17 protein-coding genes are annotated in these 21,832 nt (G+C 41.5%); 9 read left to right on the forward strand and 8 right to left on the reverse strand.

Going from position 1 to position 21,832, the window contains the following annotated elements; translation table 11 throughout:
- Nucleotides 1–3: 3 nt before the first annotated feature.
- From QQK00_RS02610 to QQK00_RS02625, 4 genes are read right to left on the reverse strand one after another with little or no spacing between them, the layout of a single operon-like run.
- The gene (locus QQK00_RS02610) at nucleotides 4–528 is read right to left on the reverse strand and encodes a sigma-70 family RNA polymerase sigma factor (RefSeq protein WP_284215923.1); all 525 of its coding nucleotides are present in this window, start codon (nucleotides 526–528) and stop codon (nucleotides 4–6) included.
- Nucleotides 525–1,856 (reverse strand): L-fucose:H+ symporter permease, encoded by a 1,332-nt coding sequence (fucP, locus tag QQK00_RS02615; protein ID WP_284215924.1) that lies wholly within the window; start codon nucleotides 1,854–1,856, stop codon nucleotides 525–527. The genes QQK00_RS02610 and fucP overlap by 4 nt, the downstream gene beginning before the upstream one ends.
- Before the next feature lie 49 nt (nucleotides 1,857–1,905).
- Nucleotides 1,906–3,297: a DUF1552 domain-containing protein gene (locus tag QQK00_RS02620; protein ID WP_284215925.1), complete on the reverse strand. Its 1,392-nt coding sequence runs from the start codon at nucleotides 3,295–3,297 to the stop codon at nucleotides 1,906–1,908.
- Nucleotides 3,294–7,022 carry a DUF1592 domain-containing protein gene (locus tag QQK00_RS02625; RefSeq protein ID WP_284215926.1) on the reverse strand — a complete coding sequence of 1,243 codons (3,729 nt, stop codon included), beginning with the start codon at nucleotides 7,020–7,022 and terminating at the stop codon, nucleotides 3,294–3,296. Before QQK00_RS02625 ends, QQK00_RS02620 begins: the two co-directional genes overlap by 4 nt.
- Nucleotides 7,023–7,318: 296 nt before the next feature.
- Here QQK00_RS02625 and QQK00_RS02630 point away from each other — a divergent pair, with 296 nt between their 5' ends.
- Entirely contained in the window at nucleotides 7,319–8,770 is a 1,452-nt protein-coding gene (locus tag QQK00_RS02630) for an MFS transporter (protein ID WP_284215927.1), read from the forward strand.
- Nucleotides 8,771–8,810: 40 nt separating this feature from the next.
- Nucleotides 8,811–9,389: a sugar O-acetyltransferase gene (locus QQK00_RS02635; protein WP_284215928.1), complete on the forward strand. Its 579-nt coding sequence runs from the start codon at nucleotides 8,811–8,813 to the stop codon at nucleotides 9,387–9,389.
- An 11-nt stretch (nucleotides 9,390–9,400) separates the two neighbouring features.
- On the opposite strand, the gene QQK00_RS02640 is transcribed toward QQK00_RS02635, so the two are convergent.
- Nucleotides 9,401–10,027, reverse strand: a complete 627-nt coding sequence (locus QQK00_RS02640; protein WP_284215929.1) for a GGDEF domain-containing protein — start codon at nucleotides 10,025–10,027, stop codon at nucleotides 9,401–9,403.
- Nucleotides 10,028–10,155: 128 nt separating this feature from the next.
- On the opposite strand from QQK00_RS02640, the gene QQK00_RS02645 reads away from it, so the two are divergent.
- Nucleotides 10,156–10,590 carry a BLUF domain-containing protein gene (locus tag QQK00_RS02645; RefSeq protein ID WP_284215930.1) on the forward strand — a complete coding sequence of 145 codons (435 nt, stop codon included), beginning with the start codon at nucleotides 10,156–10,158 and terminating at the stop codon, nucleotides 10,588–10,590.
- 18 nt (nucleotides 10,591–10,608) lie between these two features.
- Here QQK00_RS02645 and QQK00_RS02650 read toward each other — a convergent pair whose 3' ends face one another.
- Nucleotides 10,609–11,649: a LacI family DNA-binding transcriptional regulator gene (locus tag QQK00_RS02650; RefSeq protein ID WP_284215931.1), complete on the reverse strand. Its 1,041-nt coding sequence runs from the start codon at nucleotides 11,647–11,649 to the stop codon at nucleotides 10,609–10,611.
- A gap of 206 nt (nucleotides 11,650–11,855) precedes the next feature.
- On the opposite strand from QQK00_RS02650, the gene glnS reads away from it, so the two are divergent.
- Nucleotides 11,856–13,547 (forward strand): glutamine--tRNA ligase, encoded by a 1,692-nt coding sequence (glnS, locus tag QQK00_RS02655; RefSeq protein ID WP_284215932.1) that lies wholly within the window; start codon nucleotides 11,856–11,858, stop codon nucleotides 13,545–13,547.
- 84 nt (nucleotides 13,548–13,631) lie between these two features.
- Here the strand turns inward: glnS and QQK00_RS02660 are convergent, their stop codons facing one another.
- On the reverse strand, nucleotides 13,632–14,393 hold the full coding sequence (locus QQK00_RS02660; RefSeq protein ID WP_284215933.1) for a YciK family oxidoreductase: 762 nt from the start codon (nucleotides 14,391–14,393) through the stop codon (nucleotides 13,632–13,634).
- Nucleotides 14,394–14,667: 274 nt separating this feature from the next.
- Between QQK00_RS02660 and QQK00_RS02665 the strand changes: the two genes are divergently transcribed.
- Together QQK00_RS02665 and sohB are read left to right on the forward strand one after the other, a co-directional pair.
- A complete protein-coding gene (locus QQK00_RS02665) occupies nucleotides 14,668–17,271 on the forward strand; it encodes a VolA/Pla-1 family phospholipase (protein WP_284215934.1) in 2,604 nt (867 codons plus the stop codon).
- A 299-nt stretch (nucleotides 17,272–17,570) separates the two neighbouring features.
- A complete protein-coding gene (sohB, locus tag QQK00_RS02670; protein WP_284215935.1) occupies nucleotides 17,571–18,584 on the forward strand; it encodes a protease SohB in 1,014 nt (337 codons plus the stop codon).
- A gap of 86 nt (nucleotides 18,585–18,670) precedes the next feature.
- Here sohB and QQK00_RS02675 read toward each other — a convergent pair whose 3' ends face one another.
- Nucleotides 18,671–19,030, reverse strand: a complete 360-nt coding sequence (locus QQK00_RS02675; RefSeq protein ID WP_284215936.1) for a hypothetical protein — start codon at nucleotides 19,028–19,030, stop codon at nucleotides 18,671–18,673.
- 100 nt (nucleotides 19,031–19,130) lie between these two features.
- On the opposite strand from QQK00_RS02675, the gene QQK00_RS02680 reads away from it, so the two are divergent.
- The 3 genes from QQK00_RS02680 (at nucleotide 19,131) to QQK00_RS02690 (ending at nucleotide 21,797) form a co-directional block, all read left to right on the forward strand.
- Nucleotides 19,131–19,898: a Nif3-like dinuclear metal center hexameric protein gene (locus tag QQK00_RS02680; protein ID WP_284215937.1), complete on the forward strand. Its 768-nt coding sequence runs from the start codon at nucleotides 19,131–19,133 to the stop codon at nucleotides 19,896–19,898.
- Nucleotides 19,899–19,907: 9 nt separating this feature from the next.
- Nucleotides 19,908–20,657: a methyltransferase gene (locus tag QQK00_RS02685; protein ID WP_284215938.1), complete on the forward strand. Its 750-nt coding sequence runs from the start codon at nucleotides 19,908–19,910 to the stop codon at nucleotides 20,655–20,657.
- Between the two features lie 192 nt (nucleotides 20,658–20,849).
- Nucleotides 20,850–21,797, forward strand: a complete 948-nt coding sequence (locus tag QQK00_RS02690; RefSeq protein WP_284215939.1) for a chemotaxis protein CheV — start codon at nucleotides 20,850–20,852, stop codon at nucleotides 21,795–21,797.
- The last annotated feature ends 35 nt before the right edge of the window (nucleotides 21,798–21,832 follow it).

Consider the following 21,832-nt stretch of genomic DNA (forward strand, 5'->3'; position numbering starts at 1 on the left):
GGCCTATTGCTCATACTCGAGTCGAAAGTTGACGCAGCTTCTCAGTTTTTTCCTAATGCGCATTAGCGTAAGTCTGACTGAGGTAGCAGACATGCCGTAATGTTCTGAAAGTGCTTGCGACGTATGTTCATCAGAATATCGCTGTACAATAAGTTCGCGACTCTTATCCGGCAACGCCTTTATGCAGTCTTTGAGCGCAACAATCTCTTCATTGTGCTGCTCAGATGACATGTCCGGTGTGTCTGCTTCGTCCATTAAAAAATATGTAAGTTTTTCATTTAATATACGATGTTGCCTCGCGCGTTTACGTAAATCGTTACGCACAACATTACGTGCTATACCACAAAGCCAGTTGCCGAAGTCCATTTCTAAGTCGAAGTTGGTCAATTCTTTGTATGCAATAACAAAGGCTTCTTGAGCAACGTCATCAACAGCATCTGGTTGCACGCCCATGCTACGAATAAACGCGCGTAACTTGGCTTGATGCTGTCGGATAAAAGCAGTAAATAATACGTTTTGCTTATTCATTTACTTTTGTTTAACGCCTTGTGCGAAAACAAACTAAATAACAATACAATGATAAAGCAAGACAGTGGCAGTAAGTAGCTAATATTCACACTACCTGTTACGTCAATTATCCAGCCTTGTAGCGGGACCAAAATTGCGCCACCTAATATAGCCATAATAATAAAAGACCCACCAAGCTTTCTGTCCTCACCGACACCTGTTAAACCTAAGCCATATATTGTAGGGAACATAAGTGACATACATGAAAAGCAAGCCAATAGGGCATAAGTGCCTATTTCGCCGCCAACAAATACCGCGACACAGATTAATGCAATCGCAATACAAGCCATTAACGATAATAGTCGACTCGGATTGATGATGCTCATTAACCCGGTACATATAAATCTAAACGCAGTGTATACACATAGGCCGTAAAACACATATTCGCCTGCTTGGGCTTCGGTTGTTACGCTGGTATGATTATCCATGATAAATTTGATGGCATATGTCCATACGCCTATTTGGCAGCCGACGTAAAAAAACTGCGCAATGACAGCAAATTTCCACGTTGCGTTTTGTTTAAGCCGGTTGAATGACGCTTTTAGCTCGTTAAGATTGTCACTGGCTTTTCCGGCTGGAAAGCGTGTAAAAAATATTAAGGCAGCGAGCACAAACGCAACAAGTGCAACAATAAGATAAGCAGTGACAACGTTGCCTAACTCTTGGCTTTGAATGGCATTGAGTTGTTCCGTAGACATTAATGCACGTTCAGCATCGTTAGCGTCATTTAAGCCTTTTAAAATAACTTCTTTACCTAAAAATACCCCCATTAGCACGCCAATCGGGTTGAATGCCTGTGCTAAATTTATGCGTTGAGTGCCGGTTTCCTCAGGCCCCATCGACATAATATAGGGGGCGGCTACTGTTTCTAAAATAGCGCAGCCTGAGGCAAATACGTAAAACGCTAGCAAGAAAAATTCAAAACTCATCGCTTGGCTTGCGGGATAACACAATACGGCACCAAAGGCATAGATAGACAAGCCAATTAGCACACCGTTTTTATAGCTGTATTTCTGTATTAAAAATGCGGCAGGTAAGGCCATTACAAAGTACGCACCATAAAACGCAGATTGAATAAATGATGACTGCAATTGACTCATACTGAGTACTTTCTGAAATGCTGGCACCAACAAATCAGTCATGTTATTCGCTGCACCCCACAGGGCAAAACAAGCAGTAATTAATATAAAAGGCAGTAACAAGCCCTTGTGAATAATCGCTGTTTCGCCTATAACACCGGCTGTTCTGCCTGCTGTTTCAGCTTGGCTGCTAGATATATTCGCTTGCATGATAGCGTCCTATTTTTTTTATTATTACATTCATATTTTGTGTATTAACTTACAAGCTTAAAGTCGCTGATTTATGTCCAAATATATTGGCTAAATCGCCAATATAGGAATTATCGTTTACGTCAACGCTGTCTGCAAAGTGCGCAGCAGGTACGCCTGCATTGTTAAGCATATGGACAAATAAATTCGCTAAAGGCAATTCGTCAGTAAATCTATAATAGTTACCGTGTTGAATTGCCATGTTTTTTCCGCCTGCCAAAATCAACGGGTAATTGCGTGCGTTGTGTGTAGTACTGCATGCACTACCGTAGAGAATTTGTGTATTGTCTAACAAAGAGCCAAATTCATCAGTAGTGTTTTTCATTTGTGAAATAAAATAACTGAAGTGACTAGCCAACCACTGATCATATTGCCCCCATTCAAGCCAGTGCCCAGTACTTTTATCATGGCTGATGCCGTGATGTCCTTTTTTCAGACCTAAGGCTAGTCTTGGGTAGTTATCACCAAACCCCATACCATCTTCTCGGGCAATCATATAAGACACTACTTCAGTCAAATCCACTTTAAAGGCTAACACAATAAGGTCATACATCGTTCTAATATATGCTTGGGGGTCAATCTTTGCGTCGACCGCCATATCTAGATGGTCCGCGGTAAAATTCTTCAGCGGAATATCTAGCCATGCTTCATTTCGCTGAATTTGCTCTTCAATTGAGTTAAGAGCGCTCATATGTTCATCTAAGCGGTATTTGTCTTGCTGACCTAATTTTATTTGTAGACGCTTTGAATCTTCAAGTAAGAGGTCGACAACCTTTTTTCGTCTTTCTAGGCTTTTTCTACGTTCGTCACTCACGCCTTTTCCGTTTTGAGTAAAATAACGCTCAAAGATTTTACGGTGGCTATGTTCAGATGGTATTGCAGAGCCTCTGCTATCAAAAGACAATGTAGATGCGCGTGACTTAAATCCAACGCCGCCATCTGCAGACAGCACAAGCGACGGAAATCTTGTTGCAGATTTTTTGACTGTGGCTGCAAACTGATCAACGGATATCGAGTTTTTGTATTCACCACGTAAGTCGCCGCCAGTTAAGAAGGTGTCACCTGCAATGTGGCCCAATAATTTGCGCGATTTGGGATGACTTAAGCCACCGATTATTGTTATGTCACTACGGTGTTTCTCAAGCGATGCCAGTACCTTTGTAAATTTGTAGTTGTTTCCTTCGTTAGTAGGAAACCAATGCCAATCTTTATACTCAGAATGTTCGTCAGGTAAACCGACACCGTTGGGTACATATATGTAAGCCATACGTTTTGGTGGCGATGTTCTAATACCCGTTTGATTTGTGTCAGCCATACATTCCATATACGGTAAACATGCACTAACGCCTAGGCCTTTAATAAAGCTGCGTCGGTTCAATCTAAATGGTTTAACGCGTTTCATGAATTTGCTCCCTGAGTGTTTAAAAATGACGGGCTGGAAATAATGTGAAATAGTATGCTTTGCATGCGATACTCATTATTCTTGACGGCCTGCAGTATAGAGTCAATTTCTTCGTCGTCATGAAAACTGACATCCTTACCCAAGGCATAACTAAATAAGTGTTTCAGCAACGAGCGAACAACTTCATCGCCTTGTTGTTTCATTAGGTATGTTTTTATGTCTGAGATACCATTTACATTTGTTCCATCAGGCAATATTGATGATGCGTCTATGGGAAGCTTTTTATACGCTGCTCTATATCGGCCCACTGCATCATAGTTTTCGAATACAACCCCAAATGGGTCAATTTTGGCGTGGCAGTCTCTGCATGATTCTTTATCTCTATGCATTTCGAGTTGCTGCTTTAATGTCAATTTCTCAAATCCTGGCGTTTCAGGATCTAAGTCAGGTACGTTAGGCGGCGGAGGCGGGGGCTCATCCCCAAGTATTTTTTGTTTCACCCAAACTGCCCGCTTGACGGGGTGACTATGCACGCCATCACCGTGACCAGTTAAAAAGGCACCCTGCGAGAGCAGTCCTCCTCGCATGCGCTCAGGTGACGGCTTATTGCTTGTTAATGACACCGGTCTAAAGTGTCGACCTTTAACGTTAGGAATACCATAAAACTCAGCAAGGTTTTGATTAAGCATCGCGAAGTCAGAGTCAATGATGTTAAGTGCACTAAGGTTGTCTTGCATCAGCAATCGCATAAACTGCAATGTTTCTTGTTGCATATCATGCTTGACGAAGCGTGTGTAGTCTGGGTATGTGTCTACATCCACAGATTGCATTTGTTGACGGTCTAAGCGTAGCCATTCTTTACTAAAGACCTTAATGAAACGCATAAGCTTTTCTTCGTCTTTTAGCATACGTTGTAGTTGCGCCTCTAATTGGCTACTTAGTTGATTATTTGCCGCTAAATGCAATAATTCTTCATCAGGAGGGGAGTTCCACAAGAAATACGACAAGCGATTTGCTAACGCATATTCGTCGATACTTTGTGTTGATTGGCTTGCGTGTGCTGAGTTAACCATAAAGAGCGATTTAACGTTTGAAATTAAGCTAGTCTGCTCCTGTCGACTTGCAATTTCAGTTTCATTGCGCTGAGGCTCAACCAGAAAGAGAAAGTTTGGTGAGCTTAGTACTGCAACCAAAGTTTCTTTTATGCCCTCTTCAAAACTGTCGAAGTCATCTTTTATGTCATGCCACAATGCCATGAAGTGTGAAATATCATCGTCACTAACTGCACGTCTAAAGGCTCGTTGTGCGAACGTAGAGATGACTTCTTTGGCATACGCCTCGCTGCCTTTCGGATGCGAAGACGGAATAAAAATGCGTTGATGTTGTGTTGTTGGCCATTGATCAAAATATGGTGCTTCAAATTCAATGTATTCGACATTGATAACAGAGCCGTTTTGAGTTTCTGATTTTATCTTATCATCATTCCATACACCAATTTTTAGACTGCTACTGGTGATATGGTCGCCTTGAGTACCATGGTAGGGAACGGGTAGGTTTTCGAGTCGTCCTTTAAATTCATACACTTGTCCTGTTTCTGTGTTACTGACATCCACTGCTTGTGAGAACGTTTTATAGTCCATACCATCATCGGTGCGGGTACCTAAATACGGTATTAATACCGGTGTAGCATCGTTATCTATTGGGTTATCGAAGTATTGTTTGGGAAAAGACGTCGCAATTGGGTGAGCGTCATCTAATTTTGTAAATACAAATTGATTGAATCCTGGAAAATACTTATCACCTTTAATAAGTGTGTGGTGCCAAGGTTTTGAAATATAACCAATCGCAATAGATGACACGACCAGTTCCCCTGTGGGAGCTTGCCCAGTGGGCTTGAGTGTTATTGTCATCGGCTTATATGGGCGGATTGTTAAGGTGAAGGTTGATTCAGTATTAGGTGGTAGCTCAGGGTGAAGCAAATCAATTTGATACAAGTGGCTTTTCAAATCTTCAAGTACAATAGGCCCGCTCAACGAGACGTCTTTACCTTCGTTACTGTTGGTAATTGTACCTGATGCTTTATCATAAACGAGCCCATCTAGACCTGTAAATTTAGAGGCTGGTGCAGGCACTCTTGCGAGCTCTCCAAATTGTAGTGTTTGATTGAGCTGACCTTTTTCTAAGGTCGCGATTGGTTTATTTGGTGGAATGGCTGTGAGAGCGTCTTTCAATTTTGTGAAGCCGTTGCCCTTTGACGCTTTGACCCGTACTACAAAATCACCTTCTCTTGGGTACTGATCTTTAATTTGCATAGCTAGGTTGGGTGATGGCCCATGCCAAGCGCCATATTGGCCCGCGATAGTCGTTTCTTTGTGCGGTTTCGCTGAGTATAAAGATATGCTGTCTTCAAGCACTGAAAATCTGCGTTGGTCTGAGCCTCGTAAGCTGGCACTAAAGAACTTCTTAGTCGACGACAAATGTTGCGCATCATTCATGGTTTCTATTTTGAAGTTGTGCTGGTGCAAAGGAGTATCAAGGTAACCTGCTGAAAGTGTATTTTTTTCACCAAGGCCAATTTTATCTCCAAAGTACATGCGGTAGTGATGAACTTTGGGTTTTTCCGTCGAGTTAATTGCTTTTTCTAGCGCGACGCGGGCAATGGTCTCGAATGATTCAAGGTGTAAGGTAGAGCTTTGCAGCAGTTCGCCGCTATTACTAAACCCCATGGTTGACATTGGGTCATCTGGCAATTCAGCGCCAAAATCAACCGCTACACCCAACAAATCTTGTAGTGTATTCGTGTATTGGTCTTTTGTAAGGCGCCGCATGACGTATTGGCTATCGCCTTTTTTGGCTTCCTTGGCTAAGCGAATGCCTTTTGTCATCCATGCTACAATTTCTCTGCGCTCATCATCTGTTGGTTGCAACTTCTTTTTAGGCGGCATTTCGCCAGAATTAATCATATCTAATGCGGAGTGCCAATGAGAGGCGTCAACGCCGCCAACAAAATCGGGGTCGAGGTTATCTAACTGAACATTGCCTTTTTGAGTATCTGCTCCATGGCAATCAAAGCAGTATTTTTTTAATAAAGGTCGAACGTCTGATACATAATGTTGGTCGGTAACCGAAGACAATTCAAGTTGCTGGCTAGGTGTTGAAAGCCATGTTCTAAGCGGTTCAGGAGAAAATCGCGTTAAATAGGTCTCACCATGGACGAGGTTACCACCTGCGTGTGCTGCAACAAAAATACTCGTAACAAGCACTGCACTGGCAGCCGCTGGCAACAGCTTCAGTTTTTTGTTGATTGTTGTGTTGTTGCTGTCCAAATAATTCGCAATGCCGGTACATATAAAAGCGATCAGCGCTACACTTAGGCCAGCTATCATGTGTTGCTGTACTTCTTCAAACGTAAACCCCTCATTAGCTGCTAGAAGAAGACCCATAGTAACTGTGGCTGCTGCACTCAATGAGCCCAACCACCATAGAGGTAAAACTATTGATTGATAATGAGAAAATCGCTTAGTGCGACTAAGTAGCCAAATAAAGGGGGCAAGCAATAAAAGTGTAATAGGGAAGTGTAAAATAAGTACGTGAAATCGACCCAAAAAACGATACAGCCCATCTCCCGCTTGACCGTTTATCGGCACAATTATGGCGACAGCTATCAATACTGCTGCCAGCGTTAGCAACACTGCAAAAATTTTAGTTGCTGATGTAGTTCTCATCAATACTCCAAACCTTGGTACATTAAATTAATTTGATATTGTGTTTAGTAGGTATTGTCATCACTTTTACTTTTGTTTCACTTTTAGTATTAATTTTTTAACATGAATACAGTACGAAATATATCCATTTGTTAAATCATAGCGTTCAACTGAATACGTATGCAGGTGCATGGTGAATTGCCTAGCTTCAACGTACAATGCTCTACCAAGTTACATAAAATTAACAATTTAATGGTCATGTGTTTTATTTCCTTAATTTATAAGGCAGAGACATAAGGCTACACAATGGAAGTAATATGGCTAAACAACAACCACAATTAAGCTTTTGGCAAATCTGGAATGTTAGTTTCGGTTTTTTAGGTGTGCAATTTGGTTTTGCGCTACAAAATGCCAATGCGAGTCGTATTTTATCTGACTTAGGTGCTGACCCACATTCGCTTTCTTTCTTTTGGTTAGTGGCGCCATTGATGGGATTAATTGTTCAACCCTTTGTGGGTGCTGCATCTGACAGGACATGGAATCGTTTGGGGCGCAGAAAGCCTTTTATCTTGGGGGGAGCTCTCGCTGCGGCTATTGGTATGGTGTTGATGCCAAATGCGTCTCTATTCACAGTATTCATTGTCCCAATTATCTTTGGGGTATTAATGCTTGCCATCATGGACGCGTCGTTTAATGTTTGTTTTCAACCCTTTAGAGCATTGGTCTCAGATATGGTGCCTGCATCGCAACGTAATGTGGGTTATTCAGTGCAAACCGTACTCATTAACATTGGCGCAGTCGTTGGGTCAATCTTGCCATTTGTACTAACGAATGTCATTGGTTTAGAAAATACATCGTCACAAGGACAAGTTGCTGAAAGCGTGATTTGGGCGTTTTATATTGGCGCTACTGTCTTGTTTGGTACTGTACTTTGGACAGTTTTTCGCACAAAAGAATATGCACCAAAAGACTACTACGCATTTAAGGGCGTGGACAAAGAAAAAGTTGATGCGGAGTACGCCAAAAGTAAACCGCTTGGTGAAAAGTTTACAGATTTTTTATCACTAGTTAAAAACATGCCTACAGTAATGAAGCAGCTCGCAATTGTGCAGTTTTTTTCATGGTTTGCGCTGTTTATTATGTGGGTATATACAAACAATGCGATAGCCCAACACATTTGGGGCATTGACAAAAAATGGTTTGATCAGTCATTTATTGCCAGCGTAGGAGGAGTACCCGCAGACATCGCTGCAGCGAAAGGTGCCGCTGGCGATTGGGTCGGTATTATTTTCGCTGCCTATTCACTGTTTGCGGCAATATTTGCAATATTTTTAGCGAAGTTAGCGGACAAGTTTGGTCGAAAGACAATTTATGCAGCATCACTAGCACTTGGCGGTTTTGGATACATTAGCTTTCTTTTCTTCCAAGATTTAACCATGGTTGATGTTAACCTATTAATCACGCAAGTGACGGTGCCACAAGGTGCACTTAATTTGTTGTTCCCAATGATTGGTGTAGGCATAGCGTGGGCGGCAATTTTGGCTATGCCGTATGCCATGTTAGCTGGCGCGTTACCGGCAGAAAAAACCGGTATATATATGGGAATCTTTAACTTTACCATCGCGGCACCGCAAATTGTTAGTGCCTTAACTGCGGGGCTAATTTTAAAGTACGTTTTTGATAACACTGCCATCAATATCATCGTATTGGCTGGTGCATTTATGGTTGCGGCCGCAATTTCAGTATGTTTTGTAAAAGAAAAAGCGTAAACTTTACATATACATCAACGGGTTAAAGCGTTAATGCGCAATGAGCGAAGAGACTAAAAAATTAAGTGAGAAAGAAAAAATGCTGCGGGGACTAGCGTATTTTCCTAGTGATAAAGCCTTGCAGCATGACCGCGCGAATGCTAAACGCATCTGTCATCAATTTAATATGCACGACATCGATGATAGAAAAGGTAGTCGAAAGTTAATAAAGTCATTATTTGGACAAACCTTAGGAGCATGGATTGAGCCAACTTTTTATTGTGATTACGGATATAACATTCGCACTGGCAAGAACTTTTATGCAAATCACGGCGTGGTTATTTTAGATGCTGCGCCAGTCACCTTTGGTGATGACGTAATGTTAGCGCCAGGGGTACTCATTTCCACGGCTACTCATCCACTAAACCCAGAACAACGGAAAAAGGGTCTAGAAACTGCGAATCCGATCACGGTAGGCGATAATGTGTGGATTGGTATGGGGGCTAAAATCTTAGACGGCGTCACTATTGGTAATAACGCGGTAATTGCCGCTGGTGCCGTCGTGAATAAAGACGTCCCAGCATATGCGTTGGTTGCAGGCATACCTGCGATGGTCAAAAAGTTGATTGCTATGGATTAATATGACGAGGCTTATTCGGTAGCATATTTCATTCGTTTGTTAGCATACATTGCGTTGTCTGCTGCTTTATATAAGTCATCTGTAGTAATCCCATCCTTGAGAAAAGCAGAAATACCGTAACTACAGGTGAAGGCCCAGTGCTCTGAAACTTGGACATGTGATATTTTTTGTTTCAATCGACTGAGTATGTTGTTTACTTCAGTGTTGTCGTTTCCGGCAATGACAATGCAAAATTCGTCACCGCCTATTCTGGCAATGATATCGCTTCCTCTGAGTGAGCTTTTTAGTAGCTGGGCAAGCTTGATAAGTGCCTCGTCACCTGCTGCATGTCCATATGTGTCGTTAATTTGTTTAAAATTGTCTACATCAATAAAAACTAAATTTAGCTGGTGCTGCAGTATCGTGGCGGATTGAATACTTCTTTCTGCGCCCTCTAAAAATGCCCTGCGGTTTAGAAGACCGGTGAGTTCATCTTTGTATACTAGTTCGCGTAAATGTTGAAATTTTCTGTTGGATTTTAATGAGGCTGAGATTCTGAATTTTCCATAAGTTACTACATCATCTCTTGAATAACCTATGAGTCTATATATTTTATCAACAGTGGTGTCGAGTATATTTTGCATATATGCGAAATTCATTATGTTCAAAAATCCCTAGACTAAAGTCTAATAATGAAGCAATAATACAATGAACCTTTTTTGGTTACAATATGTACAGAAAATAACATTGATATGCACTCGTTTAAAGTACTAACTTTTAGGATCGTATGAATATTGAATTAGTTTATATGAGTAGGGCTAAGGTGTCGTTTACAACCGATGACTTATTTAGATTATTAGAAAGCGCAAGAGCTAACAATAAAAAATGTTCGATTACTGGTATGTTGCTTTTCGACGGAAGCTCAACATTTATTCAGGTGCTAGAAGGGCACTCTAATCAAGTGAACGCGTTATTTGCGTCAATTCAGCAAGACCATCGACATGAGAATATAGAATTGCTTTCAAAAAGAATGGTGTTCTCCCGCAACTTTCCTGATTGGTCGATGGGGTTTAAGAAGATTAAACAGCAAAGTAGAGAAGGGAAGCCGATGATAGAAGGGTTTAATCACTTTCTTGAGGCTAACAACGATTCTCAAAATAGCGACAAAGGCATCGGCTTGTCTTTACTTGAACATTTTAAGAAAGAGCTAAATAGTACTTAACATTGCGACGTTGAGTACTTAACATTGCGACGTTGCACCGCAAGACTGACGAATGATTAATTCAGGCTGCATCAATAAGTCATCAACAGGTACATTTTTTATCATTTTTAAAAGATTGCCTACTAATAGTTCCCCTGCAAGTAATGTGTTTTGATGAACAGTGGTTAAAGGAGGGGACGCAAATTCACTTACTTGAATATTGTCATAGCCCACGACGGCAATATCATGTGGTACTTTGTAGCCTTTAGATTTTATTGCGCGAATACAGCCCATTGCTATAAGGTCGGATGCGCAGACAATTGCGTCTAATTCGCTTATGTGGTCGATTTTGGCGAGTAACTTTTCAGCCGCTTCAAACCCATCTAAATCCGTAGAAATTGCGTCTATTTGTAACATGCTAGACGTATCAACTTTGGCTTCGTTTAGTGCTTTCTGACAACCGTCGTAACGGGCTAAAAACTCTGGCGCCCCCACATTTGCTTCGCCTAAAAACGCAAACTTGCGATGGCCTAAGCCAATTAAGTGGCGAGCGACCATGTAACCGCCTAAAAAATTGTCGGAGCCAATCGATACGCCGGGATGATTTTCATCGGGTGCTCCCCAACGTAAAAAGCGTGTGCCTTGTTCTTCGAGTTGAGATAACTTGTATTCATAATCCGTGTATGATCCATATCCTAATAGAATCAAGCCGTCGGCCTTGTTTGAATCTTCATACTCTGCATGCCAATCATCATTCAAATTTTGAAATGACACCAATAAATCATAGCCGGCGTCTGCGGTAGCCTTAGTGATGCTCGCTAGCATACTGATGAAAAATGGATTAATTAAAGAATCATCATTGGTAGGGTCTTCGAATAAGAGAAGCGCAAGTGTTTGACTATGCTGCTTACGCAGATTGCTGGCATTTTTATCTACCTTATAGTTGAGATCTAAAGCAATTTGCTTCACTCGATCCCTCGTTTCTTTATTCACCAATGGACTATCACTCAAGGCTCTAGAAACCGTTGATTGAGAAACTCCGGCCATATGGGCAATGTCGAACGACGTGGCTTTTTTCATTTAAGATCTATTTAATTTACTTTGATTTCTTATACACTAGCTCGACTGACCGGTTCAAGTAATAAAAACAAACAGGTCTAAAAAATGACATGCTAGCGAGCTTACGATAATGGTATACTTTGCTGCATAATCCTAATGTATTGGTTTATTCCAAGTAGGGATCAATCTAAATATAAGACTAACAATAGAATAAGGAATTGCGTTATATGGCCGAGACTGCGCCACGTCCGACCAACTTTATCCGTCAAATCATTGATAAAGACCTCGCTGCAGGGCTTCATGACAAAATAGCCACTCGCTTCCCACCGGAGCCAAATGGGTATTTACATATTGGGCATGCAAAATCAATTTGCTTGAATTTTGATATTGCTCAGGATTATCAGGGAATGTGTAATTTACGTTTCGATGATACTAATCCAGAGAAAGAGAATATCGATTTTGTGAATTCGATCAAAGCCGATGTGCAATGGTTAGGTTATCAATGGCAGGGTAAAGAACGTTATTCTTCAGATTATTTTGATGCGCTCTATGGTTTTGCGGTGGAGTTGATTGAAAAAGGTTTAGCGTATGTTGATTTCAGTACTCAAGACGAAGTACGCGAAATGCGCGGTACCCTAACGGCACCGGGAAAAAATAGCCCTTACCGTGATACTAGCATCGAAGAAAACCTTGCGCATTTTGAAAAAATGAAAAATGGCGAATACAAAGAAGGGCAGTGCAGTCTTAGAGCAAAAATAGACATGACCTCTGCATTTATGTGTATGCGTGATCCTATTCTTTATCGCGTTAAGTTTGCGCATCACCATCAAACGGGTGACAAATGGTGCATCTATCCAATGTATGATTTTACACATTGTTTGTCAGACGCCATCGAAGGTATTACACATTCTTTGTGTTCGCTTGAGTTTCAAGACAATCGCCGTTTGTACGATTGGGTAGTCGAAAATGTGTCGGTTGACACTATTCCTCACCAGTATGAATTTAGCCGCCTAAATTTAGAATATACTGTGTTAAGTAAGCGTAAATTGATTCAACTGGTAGAAGAATCTCATGTGAGCGGTTGGGATGATCCTAGAATGCCGACTGTCGCTGGGATAAGGCGTCGCGGATATACTGCCAGTTCGGTGAGAGAGTTCTGTCAGCGTATTGGTGTAACGAAAATGGAAAACATGGTCGAAATGAGCATGTTGGAAGCCTGTATTCGTGATGAATTGAACGTTAGTGCGCCGCGCAGAATGGCGGTACTAGCACCTGTAAAACTAATTATCGAAAACATGGATGATGGGCACGTCGAATGGCTTGATGCACCAAATCACCCGAATAATCCAGATATGGGTACGCGTAAAGTTCCCTTCGCAAAAGAGATTTTTATTGAGCAGGAAGACTTCAGAGAGGCAGCGAATAAGAAGTTTAAGCGTCTCGTGCTCGAAAAAGAGGTCAGGCTGCGTAACGCCTACGTTGTGAAAGCCAATCGAGTTGAAAAAGATGAAGCGGGCAATATCACTACAATTTTTTGTACCTATGATGCGGATACCTTAGGTAAGGATCCTGCGGATGGGCGCAAAGTGAAAGGCGTAATCCACTGGGTGAGTGCTGTACATGCAAAAGATGCTGAAATTCGCTTGTATGACCGCCTATTCAACGTTCCTAACCCTGCAGGGGAAGAAGACTTTACAGGGAGCATTAACCCTACATCTTTAACGCTGATGCACGGTAAGGTAGAGCATGCATTGTCTGAAGAAGTAACAATAAGTAGCGATACGGACGCGTTACAGTCTTATCAGTTTGAGCGCCAAGGGTATTTCTGTGTAGACAAAGACAGCACGACTGACAAACTAGTGTTTAATCGCACTGTTGAGCTAAGAGATACTTGGGCAAAGGTTGAGCAGGCCGGGTAACATTAGAGCAAATACCACAAGACAAAGTATTTTTGCTCTATACGCTAAAAGCGAGCTTTGTCTTTTGTTTTTTTAGTGGTTTGTTTAACTGGGCTGGCAATCAAGCAATTGCCCATTAATGCCTCTAGATACATCATCCATCAGATAAATATACGTTGGCATTATTTGCAATGGTGTTTTGAGTAAACTCGGGTCTTCAGCCGGAAATGCTTTTGCTCGCATATCCGTTTTGGTGGGACCTGGGTTAATACTGTTAAAACGAAGATGCGTATTTTTGTACTCATCAGCGAGGGTTTGCATCATCCCTTCTGTCGCAAATTTAGACACGCAGTAGGTGCTCCAAAACGCACGACCTTTTGTACCAACGGACGATGAAGTAAACACCACTGACGCTGATTCTGCTTCGTTTAGCAGCGGTAGTAGCGCTTTCGTTATCAAAAATTGGCTTTTTAAATTCACTTGCATGACGTTGTCGTATTCAGATTCTTTTATTTGTCCAAAAGGGCACAAATTGCCAAGTATACTTGCGTTAAACAATATACCGTCCAATCGACCATATTCGCCAGAAATTGTATCTGCCATCCCTTCATAATGACTAAGTGTTGCTCCCGCCAAATCGAGCGGCACGATACTCGGCTGTTTGCCGCCACGACGAATGATTTCGTCGTAGACACGTTCTAATTTTTCTACTGTTTTACCTAAGAGAATCAATATGGCACCACTACTCGCATAAGAAAGTGCAGCTTGCTTGCCAATTCCATCGCCTGCGCCAGTAATTAAAATAACTTTATTTTCGAGGCTTTTTTCGTGACTTTCAAAAGAGAAATGCGGGTGGTCTAAGGACATAAGGACTTCGATTAGTTAAAAAGTAGAAGAATGTTAGACCATAATTTGAATTAGCTAAAGGGACATACAATACTTAAGGCAATATTTGTGGCTTTTATTACATATTGTTTACAAACACTTTGCAAAATGGAGGTAAAGTCAATAATATAGGCTACAATACAACTGGTCATACTTGTTGGTTAAGCACACGCAAGCCTAAGTTCAAAGCGACAGAACTAATGACCACCCTTAGCGTATAACAATTACATAATATCTATATTGGTAGGGAGATAGAATGAGAAAACTGTTACTGAGCACAAGTATCTTGGCCGCAATTGGGCTTGTTGGGTGTGGCGGTGAAACGATTGAAGACATACGAAATGACACGCCCGCGCAAACACCCTCTTCAAGAATTGTGTTTGACCCTGCAAATGGTAATTTAAACATTCCAAATGACTTGTTGATGTTACCGGGTGACGACGGTTTCTTTGATTTTACATTAAATATTCCTGTGGATGATCCAAGTGATTTTGCGGATCCTCAAAATGCGCTAAATATTTTAGATGGTTGGTCTACTAATGCGCCATTTCAAATTAATATTAACGTGCCTGTTGGCGTGTCGCTTGATGAGAGCACAATAGCCGCAGGTGTCAAAATATATGAGGCAACCTTAGGGTTAGACTTAAATGATCCTGAATGTGCCGCAGTGGCGATTCCGTCTGCAGGCTGTAAGATTGGTGATGAACTTATTTTTGGGCAAGACTTCGTCGCAACGTTAGCTGATAGAGATACCATTAACATCGTGCCGCTACGCCCAATGAAAGGTGGTCAAGGCCATATGTTAGTCGTCACCAACGCCTTAATGGACACCGCTAGAAATCCTGTGTTAGGGTCGACTACATGGGATTTAGTTAAACAAGATATTAGTACACATCCGTTGGCTAGTCCGTCTCAATTGCAATTACAAACCTTAATTAACGCACATATCAACTCGCTTGCCAGTGTTGGATTGCAAAGAGAGCAGATTAGTTATGCAGCAGCGTTTACCACACAGTCAACGACGAATATTTTAGCCACCGTTAAGCAGTTACATATTGCACCATTTGCAACAACTCAAAACCCAGCGGCCTTACCCGCGGTTGTCGTTGGAGAAACGTCCGGCAATGCGATGGAGCAATTGGGTGTTGTGCAACAAGCGGCAATTGATCTTGCAATTGAAGGTGCTGTGGCGACGACGCCGGAACTAGCGCCTTTGGCGCCTGTTGTTGAGCTAAGCAACTTTTCATCACTAACGACGTGTAATGGTTTATTGGCTGCAGCCGGTGGACAATTTACCCTTGCGACTGGGCAGACATTTGGCGCCGCTGCCGATGTTGGCTTAAACCAGTTAGCGCAGACAATAAGCAGCACTGTGTTAGGTCAAGGCGCGGGTGCCTTGTGTGCGGCAACTGTGTTTGATGCAAATATTTCCTTGCCGTATTACTCGGCTGTACCTCGGGCAGACAATCCATTAGCGCCCTTGAATGAGTTTTGGGAAGCAGCGTGTGACTCTGGTGTTGTATTACAAGGTGCAGGAAGTGCTTTAGCAACAGCAACTCCGGGGCCAAATGATACTTTCTGTCAGTCTGTTTCATTGAGAGATCTAAGAGTGAATGGGGTAAAAGTAGATCCCGCCCGCAACATCACCAAATTTAATCCAGTGCCAATGATGAAAGGTAGCCAGCAAGGCTTGGAAAACCTAGAGGTACAAGTAACAGTGCCAAACCCTGTTGTAGCAAGCGCATTGGGCTTTAACATTGAAAAGCCTGAAGCGGGTTGGCCGGTGGCAATATTAGTACATGGTATTACGTCAAGAAAAGAAGACATGTTATCGATCACTGGGAGCTTGTCACTAGCAGGCATTGCAACCGTCGCCATCGATTTACCCGTACATGGCTCACGTGGATTTGATGTGAACCCACTGTCACCTGGTAAAGAAATCACTGCATCCAGAGCCGACGGCGGTACGCCGTTAGCATTTTTGAATTTGTCTAGTTTGCCTACGGCACGCGATAACGTGAGGCAGTCGGTCTCAGATTTGTTAGGGCTGCGGTTGGGTTTAAACGCATTAGTCGATGCTAGTGGTTTAGATGTCGTTGAATTAAATGGTTCAGATGTATCTTTGATGGGGGTTTCTTTAGGTGCGATTACTGGTGGGAATTTCGTGGCTATTGCGAATTTACCGTTAAGTGGACCCTTAGCACCGCTGAGCGGAATGTTTGAAATAAAAGCGGCTTCACTTGATGCCCCAGGAGGTGGTTTAGCCACATTTTTACTTCAGTCGCCATCTTTTGGGCCGTTGATTACAGCTAATATTTTGCTAGGTGGAAGTGTAGAATTTCAAACCTTTATCGCCTCGCAATTTCCTGATGGCCCAAGTGACGCGGAGCTAGCGCAAGCCACTACTACATTTATTGCGAATTTAACACCTGAACAGAGTGCCGTGGTCAATGCTTTGCTGGCGCAATTTACGTTTGCAGCGCAAACTGTTGTTGATTCAGGTGATCCAATAAATTATTTTGGCCTGTTAGGTCAAAATACACCTGTGCATATGATGACGGTTGTTGGGGATGGTGGTGACAATTTACCCGATCAAGTTATTCCGGTGTCAACTGCATTACCCACATCTGGGCAATTGCCACTTGCCGGTATTATGAACTTACAAGACGTGGTGTCTACCATACAATCTACTGAACCCGTGAGTGGTCATGTTAAGTTTAACTCAGGAGCGCATGCAAGCAGTATTAATCCGGCAAGTGATCCGGCGGTTACCTTGGAAATGCAGTTACAAGTCGCTGGATTTTTAGCCTCTGGTGGTCGCGTGATCCAGGTGACTAACGAAGGGGTAGTACAAAATTAGTTAGTTGAGTTTAGCCATAAATCATTTAATACGACCCACTAGTTGAGCTCAATTAGTGGGTTTTTTGTGTAAATGAGCTTAACTGATGTGGCAAATATTTGGCGCTACAATGCCAATGCACTCTCTAGGTGAATGAAGACCCTTTAATATCGGATTTATTGGTTACTACGTAAATTGAAAATATGGTTTGAAGCTACGCTTCTTCAAAAACTCAACAATAGGCCTTTTGCTTTAGGATTATGCCCATATGATTAAAGAGCTGAGAGTGAATTAGTAATGATTAACAATTGGAGTGTTTTTTGGAATTTTTATTTGAATATGGCTTGTTTTTAGCCAAAGCGCTGACACTAGTGATTGCCATCATTGCTGTTGTTGCGGTAGTTGTCGGTATTGCAAGTAAACAGAAAGCGGGTGCTGGTAATTTGGTGTTCGACTCAATATCGGATGAATTTGAAAGTATAAAGCGGCATTCTGAGCAAATGCTTTTGTCTAAAGATGAGTTGAAAAAATTACAAAAATCTCGCAAGAAAGAGGATAAAAAAGCTGAAGATATAAGCAAACCTAACCTCTTTGTTATCGATTTTATTGGTTCATCTATGGCCAAAGAAGTGGATAATTTACGCCGAGAAGTAACAGCTATTTTGTGCGTTGCTAAAGATAAAGACGAAGTGCTCGTTAATGTCGAAAGTGGTGGCGGCGTTGTACACGGATATGGCTTAGCAGCGTCGCAATTGCAGCGTATTAAAGATGCAGATCTTAAGTTGACCGTCAGTATTGACAAAGTTGCGGCAAGTGGTGGATACATGATGGCCTGCGTTGCTGATAAAGTGATTGCTGCGCCGTTTGCTATTGTCGGCTCGATTGGTGTTATTGCTCAATTGCCAAACTTTAATAAGGTATTAAAGAAAAACGACATCGATTTTGAAATGCATACTGCGGGTGAATTTAAACGCACACTTACCATGTTAGGTGAAAACAATGATGAAGGGCGCGCTAAATTTAAGGAAGAGATAGAAGGGGTGCATGAGCTATTTAAACACCATGTTAAGCAAAATAGAGATAGTTTAGACTTGAGTAAAGTCGCGACAGGCGAATATTGGTACGGTCAGCAAGCGTTGGATTTATCGCTTGTCGATGCGTTGCAAACGTCGGATGATTACCTATTAAAAGCGAATGAAGATTTCGCGTTGTATAAGCTAAAATATGAATCAAAGAAAACTATGGCACAAAAGCTAGGTGTTGCGGCAACAGTAACTATAGAAAACACCGTTGATAAACTATTTAATGTCTTACGGTTATCTAGGTTTCAATAGAATAACGTTTGTTTTCGGATCTGGTGAACATAAACAAAAAAAGCAGCCAAAGAGGACTGCTTTTTTATTATATGCTTTGCTGCTGTCTATCTAGGAGAACGAGAACCAGGTTTGTTAGCCAGTACTTCCGACGCGTAAAAGTCCTTTACGTTGAAGGTCTGTGCAGATTTTTTAGCCTGTTTTTTCGCTGGTTTCTTAACAGCTTTTGTTTTTGGCTCTGCTTTTTTAGCGGGTGCTTTTTCAGTCTTAACTTCTGACGTTGGCGCGTCACTTGCGCCGCCTGCCAATTCGTCAGCAAGTTCATCCAATTGAGCCAATCGAATGTTTTTTCCACCGTCCACACTATACCAACCGCCTTTTGCTTCTATTTCGGGGGCTTTACCATTTGCTTTTGTATAGGCTGTTGTAAATTTTTCGATTACACTATCTTTGTCTAATTTGCTCATTGACTAACATGCACCTTGCTTTTGTTTAATTGGTGTTATTTTATTGTAATTTAAACATTATTTGAGCAAATGTCTAATTTCTTATCAAAAGGATGCAATTTTGCTTCGAGAACAGCTCATTAATGCGTTAAATGAACTACTTACACCGCAACAATTAAAAGACTATTGCCCAAATGGTTTGCAAGTTGAAGGTACGACAAACATAAAAAAAATAGTCACAGGTGTAACAGCAAGCCAAGCACTAATTGACCGAGCTATTGATATGAATGCAGACGCAATTTTGGTACATCATGGCTACTTTTGGAAAAGCGAAACGCAAGTCATTACTGGCATCAAAAAAAATAGAATCAAAGCCTTACTCGAAAATGATATAAATTTGATTGCCTATCATTTACCCATTGACGTGCATCCAGTGCTTGGCAACAACGCGCAATTGGGCAAATTGCTTGGTTTACAAAATATTGCTGGGTTGTTGGGAATTACTCCAGGCAATATAGTGATGGCAGGCAGTTTTGACATACCGAAATCGCACGATGACCTTGTACTTAGTCTGTCAAATACCTTTCAACGAAACGTAGTATCAGTCGGGAATAAGTCAAGTATATCGACGCTTGCTTGGTGTACCGGTGGTGGGCAAGGGTTTATCGATGAAGTTGTTGGAAAATTGCACAATGGAAAACCCATCGATGCCTTTATTTCGGGTGAAATATCTGAACAAACTACACATTCAGCGCGAGAACAATCTATAGACTACTTTTCTGTTGGACATCATGCAAGTGAGCGGTATGGCGTGAAGGCAGTAGGTGAATGGTTGGCGGACAACCATGCGCTAGATGTAATGTTTGTTGATATTGATAACCCAGCCTAAGGAGCGGTTGTGTCTAGTTTTGATGGAATAGCTAACAAATTTGATAGCAATATATATGGCACAACTAAAGGTAGAATACGCCATGAATTACTTTGCTTTTACTTGAATAGATTTTTAGATGCTGCCCCCTTGAATGTGGCTGATCTTGGCGGGGGCACTGGCATGATGTCACGAGAGTTTGCTCAGCGTAATCATCAGGTGCTATTAACGGATCTTTCAGCAGATGTTATAGAGATAGCCAAGGAGCGTTTGGCGGATTACAACAATGTGGAAATTAGGCAGCAATCTATTGTTGAGTCTTTGGCCGACAATTGCTTAAAAACGGTGGATTTGATTTTATGTCACGCTGTTTTGGAGTGGCTCGACTCTCCACTTTCAGTAGTGTCTTCGTTAATTGAAAACGCTCGTCCTGGTAGCTATATATCAATTAGCTTTTTTAACCACGATGCCAATTTATTTGGTAACGCACTTTATGGCAATTTTGACTACATTGATAAAGGGCTTAAAGTTAAGAATCAAGTGCGTTTAAATCCCAAAAACCCGCTTAGACCACAAGAGGTTTTAGCGCATATTCAGGGAAACGACAATGCTACTATTGTACATGATGCTGGTTTACGTTGCTTTCATGATTACATGTTTGACCGCGATAGGGTAGATGAACGATATGACGGAATTTTGCACTTAGAAAAGCAGTTGGGCGCAACGCATCCGTATAAATATTTGGGTAAATACTACCATTGTATTGTTCGCAAATTGTAGCGACGTTTGCTACTTCCTATCGTTTAATTGTTGGAAATAAAATGTAAAAGAAAGCTAATTAATTCTATTGCAGATGCCGATAATACCTGTAGTGATTTAGAAATGTGTAAAGTACATCATTGCGTACTTTATTTTTATCTAAGTGCCATTATGGGCTTTTGGCATGTTTATCAATGAATTAAGAGAATTTGTATGTCTAATATTATGGCGTCTGTTGATCAGCGCACGCAACTTGTTGGCGAAAATCGACTTGAGTTGCTTATGTTTAAGTTGTCTTCTCGACATACATTTGCTTTAAACGTATTTAAAGTAAGAGAAGTAATCACCGTACCCAAAATACATCAAATGCCGGGTTCACATGCAAATGTGAACGGTGTTATGAATTATCGCGGTGAATCTATTCCATTAATCGACCTCAATTGGGCGATAAAGATGAAAGCACGCGAGGATTACGAGCCTCAAAATGTTATCATTACCGAATACAATAGAAGTGTTCAAGGTTTTCTAATTGGACCTATAATGAGCATCGTAAATACGTCATGGAGCGATATTCAGCCGCCGCCAAGCGAAGTTGGAAAAAATCATTACCTAACTGCTATCACACGTATAAGCGTTGAAGACAAAGAGCAGCTTGTCGAAATAATTGACGTAGAAAAAGTGCTATCAGAAATTATTAAATACGATACCAGTATTTCGGACGAATTATTGGATGACGAAGTAAAAGAACACCTTAAAGGCAAAAAAGTGTTGGTCGTCGATGACTCTGCGACAGCTCGTTGGCAAGTAAGAGATACCTTGAAGCAATTGGGCATAGAAATAATAGAGCAGAAAGACGGTTTAAAGGCCTTGAAGCTTCTTAAATCATGGGCAGCAGAGGGAAAGGTCATTAACGATGAAATACTAATGATGTTTACTGATGCTGAAATGCCTGAAATGGACGGTTATCGGCTGACAGCTGAAGTCCGTGATGATCCTGATTTAAGTGATTTGTTCATCGCACTAAATACCTCATTAAGCGGTCGTTTTAATGAAGCGATGGTTGAAAAGGTTGGTTGTAATCGTTTCATTTCTAAATTTCAACCTGACAGATTGGTTGAAGTTGTACAAGATAGAATGCGCGAAGTATTAGAAGGGAAGTAACTTATAGAAGTAACTTAACCCATGAAAGACATAAG

This window comes from Agaribacter marinus (assembly GCF_030160655.1).
Taxonomy (GTDB): domain Bacteria; phylum Pseudomonadota; class Gammaproteobacteria; order Enterobacterales; family Alteromonadaceae; genus Glaciecola; species Glaciecola marina.

What these genes read in the sequence shown, in the direction of transcription:
- QQK00_RS02645 (WP_284215930.1), top strand. Translation starts at nt 10,156, where the DNA reads ATGAATATTGAATTAGTTTATATGAGTAGGGCTAAGGTGTCGTTTACA.
- QQK00_RS02620 (WP_284215925.1), bottom strand. Translation starts at nt 3,297, where the DNA reads ATGAAACGCGTTAAACCATTTAGATTGAACCGACGCAGCTTTATTAAA.
- QQK00_RS02675 (WP_284215936.1), bottom strand. Translation starts at nt 19,030, where the DNA reads ATGAGCAAATTAGACAAAGATAGTGTAATCGAAAAATTTACAACAGCC.
- QQK00_RS02650 (WP_284215931.1), bottom strand. Translation starts at nt 11,649, where the DNA reads ATGAAAAAAGCCACGTCGTTCGACATTGCCCATATGGCCGGAGTTTCT.
- QQK00_RS02630 (WP_284215927.1), top strand. Translation starts at nt 7,319, where the DNA reads ATGGCTAAACAACAACCACAATTAAGCTTTTGGCAAATCTGGAATGTT.
- QQK00_RS02610 (WP_284215923.1), bottom strand. Translation starts at nt 528, where the DNA reads ATGAATAAGCAAAACGTATTATTTACTGCTTTTATCCGACAGCATCAA.
- glnS (WP_284215932.1), top strand. Translation starts at nt 11,856, where the DNA reads ATGGCCGAGACTGCGCCACGTCCGACCAACTTTATCCGTCAAATCATT.
- QQK00_RS02665 (WP_284215934.1), top strand. Translation starts at nt 14,668, where the DNA reads ATGAGAAAACTGTTACTGAGCACAAGTATCTTGGCCGCAATTGGGCTT.
- QQK00_RS02660 (WP_284215933.1), bottom strand. Translation starts at nt 14,393, where the DNA reads ATGTCCTTAGACCACCCGCATTTCTCTTTTGAAAGTCACGAAAAAAGC.
- fucP (WP_284215924.1), bottom strand. Translation starts at nt 1,856, where the DNA reads ATGCAAGCGAATATATCTAGCAGCCAAGCTGAAACAGCAGGCAGAACA.
- QQK00_RS02640 (WP_284215929.1), bottom strand. Translation starts at nt 10,027, where the DNA reads ATGAATTTCGCATATATGCAAAATATACTCGACACCACTGTTGATAAA.
- QQK00_RS02625 (WP_284215926.1), bottom strand. Translation starts at nt 7,022, where the DNA reads ATGAGAACTACATCAGCAACTAAAATTTTTGCAGTGTTGCTAACGCTG.
- QQK00_RS02690 (WP_284215939.1), top strand. Translation starts at nt 20,850, where the DNA reads ATGTCTAATATTATGGCGTCTGTTGATCAGCGCACGCAACTTGTTGGC.
- QQK00_RS02635 (WP_284215928.1), top strand. Translation starts at nt 8,811, where the DNA reads ATGAGCGAAGAGACTAAAAAATTAAGTGAGAAAGAAAAAATGCTGCGG.